The 5,070-nt window shown below is 58.4% G+C and carries 3 protein-coding genes and 2 pseudogenes; 2 read left to right on the top strand and 3 right to left on the bottom strand.

The annotated features are described in order from the left end of the window. A pseudogene (locus AC1D1Z_RS33910) lies at window positions 1–847 on the bottom strand (Fic family protein); the annotation flags it as partial. Window positions 848–1,046: 199 nt separating this feature from the next. Next, entirely contained in the window at window positions 1,047–1,964 is a 918-nt protein-coding gene (locus tag AC1D1Z_RS33905) for a recombinase family protein (RefSeq protein WP_018247068.1), read from the bottom strand. A 649-nt stretch (window positions 1,965–2,613) separates the two neighbouring features. Here AC1D1Z_RS33905 and AC1D1Z_RS33900 point away from each other — a divergent pair. Further along, window positions 2,614–2,947, top strand: a pseudogene (locus tag AC1D1Z_RS33900) (helix-turn-helix domain-containing protein); the annotation flags it as partial. 16 nt (window positions 2,948–2,963) lie between these two features. Here AC1D1Z_RS33900 and AC1D1Z_RS33895 read toward each other — a convergent pair. Then, the gene (locus AC1D1Z_RS33895; RefSeq protein WP_477853192.1) at window positions 2,964–4,109 is read right to left on the bottom strand and encodes a helix-turn-helix domain-containing protein; all 1,146 of its coding nucleotides are present in this window, start codon (window positions 4,107–4,109) and stop codon (window positions 2,964–2,966) included. Window positions 4,110–4,463: 354 nt separating this feature from the next. On the opposite strand from AC1D1Z_RS33895, the gene AC1D1Z_RS33890 reads away from it, so the two are divergent. Further along, the coding region (locus tag AC1D1Z_RS33890) for a GDP-mannose 4,6-dehydratase (RefSeq protein ID WP_477853191.1) at window positions 4,464–5,070 on the top strand (607 nt) is incomplete at its 3' end.

Raw genomic sequence — 5,070 nt, 5'->3', positions numbered from 1 at the left:
TAGCGTGCGTGCCGGCGTTCGCCGGTGCGCGTGAGAGCATCTCTCTCCAACAAGTCATGAAGATCGCGTGTCGCTGTCGCGAGGTCCGCCTGATCGAAATGTAATTCTCAGCGCTTAGTCCACCTTTAAACCCCCCAGGGCCTTTCCGGAACATCCGAGTGATGGCCTTCTCCTGGCGGTCGTTGAATTGCCCGCGGAACCGGTGATTGAATTTCGCCTTGCGGATATAGAAGGCCACCCGAGTCAAGGTGGTCTGTTGCGCATCAAGGATGGTTCCCGCCAAATACACAGTCATTCGGTGATCTCGAGCATGCGCTGATGCCGTTCGAGCTGATCGTAATAGGCTTTCCGGCCATCCTCGATCGTGTGGACAAACGCAATCAAAGCTCGGTTTGCCCGATGTTTTGGGCAAGCGATTTTTCAGCGAGCGCTCGGCAAAGCCTTCCATTTCCATCTTCAAACGGACGGATGCTTTCGCAATACAAATGGCCTACGCCGGCACGGGTAAGATCGGGCAAGGGGAGTTAACCGGGTGGCGCGGTTTTGTTGAACTACTTGGTGTAGGCCGCCATTTCCGCGGGGACCCGCCTTGATGGTGGGGCTTCATAGTGGACGGTCGGATTGTCCTGACGGCCGGGCACAATCTGCATGGCATCTTCATGCGTTCGATATGCGCCGATCGCTCCAAGATGGCGATTGCCTGTCATCATCATGCCGTGCCAGCGAAACAGGTTTCGTCGTTGAGCGGGGCGGACCAAGTGTCGTACACATCGAGCATCATTTCCGCGATGCCGCGCTCTTGCGKCGTTGATGGCCGATTGTCGGCATCGAGGCCAAATTGGCGGTTATAGGCACCCTTTCTATAACTCACCATAATCCCTTGCGATGAGTGATAGAAATGAATCCTCTCGCTCATGTGATGCTCGAAGGCTGTCGCGGAGACCCAGAGAGCACCTTGAAAGGTTAGAATCGACTATATCCAAAAGGGCGGCAAACCATATGTCGCCAATCAAGCGCGCCTCGTTCAGCCGCGTCACGACCAGCACTCATAAGCGTATGAGTCCGAAGCGGCGCGCTTCGTCCAACAGCGCCCTCACTGAAGACGGCTGCCATTTCCGGCCACCACGCGGCGGTCGCTCATGCATCTGGTCCAACTGCGCAGCAATCTCTCGAAGCGATAGGTCGGGATCGGCGATCGCGATCGCGGCGACCAGCTTCATCAGATTGTCCTCGGGCGGCCGCCGAGGAGAGCGGGCGAGCAGTTCTGGCTCCGCAAGCTTTTCGCGTACCATCCGGTGAACTGCCCGGCGCAAGCGTTCGACCGTCCAGCTGTGGCCCATGCGATTAAGGATCAGCACCACATTGTCCCAACTATGTTGCGGCCGCAGCTTGCGAACAGTCGGCAACCATGTCTGCGCCGATGAGATCAGTTCGTCCAGATAAGCCCGATTGCGGGCGGCAGAGACAGCACGGATAGCTTCCGGTCGGCGCTCGCGAAGTCCTGGATTGCCGGCGAGCCGCCCCCGCGCTTTAGCCGCCTTCATGCCGGCTTTGGTTCGCTCTGCGATGAGCGCACGCTCGAGCTGGGCTACGGCACCCAATACCTGCAGAGAAAACATGCCTTGCGGCGTCGAGGTGTCAATTGGATCACGGAGGGACCGGAAGTGAACGCCCCTTTTCTCTAGGTCTTCGATGACAGCAAGCAAATGGCTAACGGAGCGCGCCAGCCGATCCAACCGGACGACAACGAGCACGTCGCCCGCGACAAGTTCGCGGAGAAGCTTCCTCAGGATGGGCCTCACCCTTGATGCCCCGGATCCGTGCTCCTGATGGATGCGATAGCAACCAGCCGCTCGCAACTCGTCCACTTGGGCGTCATTGATCTGGTCTTCTGTCGACACACGCGCGTATCCAATCAGCCTCTGGGGAGCAGGATGGGGATTGGGGATTGCGGGTCTCGCCATGGAACTCCGATGTCGTCTATAGCGGCGGTTTGTACAGATAATGTATGCGTCAGTAAACGTTCCTTTGCAAGCGTGTTTTATGATCAGAATAGGAAGCCGTCGGGCGCGGAAACGAGGTCGAGATGGAGGACGGCTCATCGGAGGCCGAGAACACGCGCTGGGGGCTTGCCATGGGCAAAGAGCCCGAAATCCGAGGATCTGGAGGAGGTTAGGTACAGCCTCTTGCTCGACTGCAGGCTTTGACGCTGAAAACCCGCCGCCAAATCTTCGAGCCAAGAGCAGCCGAAGGGAATTGCGCGGACTTTGATCGCGTCACCATCGACAATTGGTAGTTGTCGGAAGTGAAACGCCGCTGTCGCGATCGTCAGCGATCGCGGAAGTAATGCCGGAGATCACTTCCAATTAAGGACACGTTTACCATGATGTCAATGTGTTAGGTTTCTACGAAAATCACCTGACCAGCCTCCTGTGGCCGATTCCGGACGCCAGGATCGCGCTGGTGCGTCTCGACGGGCGCATCGCCCATTCGCCGGTCGGTGTGGGCTGGATCGAACGATCCCACTTCATTGACGCCTGCACCTGGTTGTGGCTCGGCGGCGAACTCGTCCACCTCGAGGACCTTGTCCTCCACGACGCCCCGCGATGTGGCCGTCCCATTCCCTTCGATCAGCGCGGGCATCGCGATCGCGAAACCCGGCTGCTGGCCATTGCCCAGGGGCTGAATGCGGCTGCCGAAATCGGACTGAAGGAGCATGACCGGCTGGCGCCGACGCGACTGATGATTGAATGGAAGCTGGATGGGAGGCCGACGTCGTCAAAGCTGCCGGAGCGGGTCATGGCAAAACCGCTTGTCTCGGCAGGCGTGGTCGAAAAAGCGCTCGGGGTGACGCCGCCAGGCGGCGCGGCGGATTGTGGGGGAGCTCGGCTTGCGGGAGATGACGGGGAGGGGGAGATTTCGGGCTCAGCTGAGAAACGGTCCTTAGCAAGCGGCGTGCCGAATCAACCCGTCAGGGCCAGCCAATCACCGATCGTTTTTCCGTAGCGCCGCGTGGAGCTGATGGCCGGAGCCGGCCGCTGTTGGGTTGCCACTGTCCTTCGGATTTCACGCGGGCTCAGCCCGAATTCGTGGATGAAGGCGCGCGTAAAATTGGCGGCGACCTCGAAACCGGCGGCTTCTGCGATTTCTGAAATCGGCCTGTGGTCGGCCGAATTGCTGAGATCCGCATAGGCCTGCAGCAATCGCCGCTTGCGAATATAATTGAGCACGCCTCCGCTCGCCTCAAACAGCTGGTAAAGCCGCGTACGCGAAATTCCCAACGCGCGGCATATCATGTCCGGTGTCAACTTTTCCGAATGGAGATTGACGTGAATGTAGCGGTGCGCCCGCTCCATCAGTCCCATGTTGGTCTGGTTTTGACCGGTATCAGTCTTTGCGGACGATGCGGCGGCCGCAACGACCATATCGCCGATGGTTTGGATGATCCGGGGCACTTCCTCTATCGTCAGATTGCCGAGGTTCGTTTCGAGGCCCGTGAGATAGCCCGATAGCAACTCGGCGTGGCTGCCCGAGAGAACCGTGTTGCCGGCGCTCTGGAGAAGGCTCGCATCGCGCGCCAGCAGCTCATACGGCAGGAACACGAGCAAAGCTTCGGTATCTGTCATCCGTCCGCGATAGGGGCTGCCGAGAGACATGAACAATATCTCGCCGGCACCGGTCTCGGTGACACGACGGTTGACCTCGGTCYAGGCCTGGCCGCTGCGGTGCAGGCCGACGTTCCAATGGTCGATGGGGCTCGATCGAAGCATGGCCTGATCGCGGATATATCTGTGGGCCTGCGCGCGCTGCTGGACGATGAGGATATTGCCGAGATGCCAGCCGATCTGCTCCGCGAGGAACCCGTCTTCCGGTGATTTTCCCTCCGGCAAATGAACATCCACGAGCGGCGCCATATGTGCCCGCCAGGCCTGGAATTGTTCTGCCGGTGGCAGGTCCTGCGTCGAGAATCGCAGTGGCACGAGTGCAGGGGAGGCATGGGGTGGTCGTTCCTTGCGCATGGCCGGTTCACGTGCCCAGCGCCGCCGCTCCATCTGCGCCGGCCGCAGTTCCGCGGCAGGATCATCGTCGGATTCAGACCCTGTAGCCATTAATTCCTCCAGCGCATAACCCGACCCAAGCCATGGAAATTCAGAAAAGCAATTGTTTTTGCAGCTGAAATCCCCGGAGAACTCTGTCTGAAAAAGCGGAAGTGCCCGACGAGCCACCTCCATAAGTTGTTTATCATATTCCTTTCCGCTCAGAAATGTACGGAGCGATAATTTTCAGGATGTGGGGATAACGACAATTGCCTCCCTTGGCTGTATCTAAATAAACATCGGTTCTTTCCAAAAGAAAAACCGGAATAATAAAGCATTCGCCTGATAGAACGACTTAGTTTCGCACAATGCCGAAGTAAATATAGAAAATTCCACAGAAAAAGCTGAAAAACACGGGGGATAGTCATGAACTACCTTGGTAAGATTCGTGCGCGCTCTGCGCAAGCTTCGTCTCATGACGCAAGTTATTCATCCGGAAAATCTCGTGCGCCCAAGAGAGTTCTTGTCACCGGCGGTGCAGGTTTCCTCGGATCACATCTGTGCGAGACGCTTTTGGCCGCCGGACACCAGGTGATCTGCCTCGACAACTTTTCCACCGGCATGCGGCGCAATATCGCCCATCTGAGGGGCGTCGATCGCTTCAATGTCGTCGCCCACGATATCGTCCAGCCACTCGATCTGGAAGTCGACGAGATCTATAACCTCGCCTGCCCGGCATCGCCCCCGCATTATCAGGCCGATCCGGTCCATACGACGAAGACCTGCGTGCTGGGCTCCCTCAACCTTCTGGAGCTGGCCGCGCGCACCGGCGCACGCATCCTCCAGGCATCCACCTCCGAAGTCTACGGCGACCCGAACGTCCATCCGCAAGTCGAAAGCTACTGGGGCAACGTCAATTCGTTCGGGCCGCGCTCCTGCTATGACGAGGGCAAGCGGTGCGCCGAGACGCTGTTCTTCGACTTCCACAACACGCACGGCGTCGAGATCAAGATCATCCGCATCTTCAACACCT

The organism is Rhizobium sp. P1_E1 (assembly GCF_056406015.1).
The sequence above is the reverse complement of the archived record's forward strand: the minus strand, read 5'-3'. Positions and strand labels throughout refer to the sequence as shown.

Excerpts from the sequence above, each read along its gene's own strand:
- AC1D1Z_RS33905 (WP_018247068.1), bottom strand. The coding sequence starts at position 1,964 with ATGGCGAGACCCGCAATCCCCAATCCCCATCCTGCTCCCCAGAGGCTG.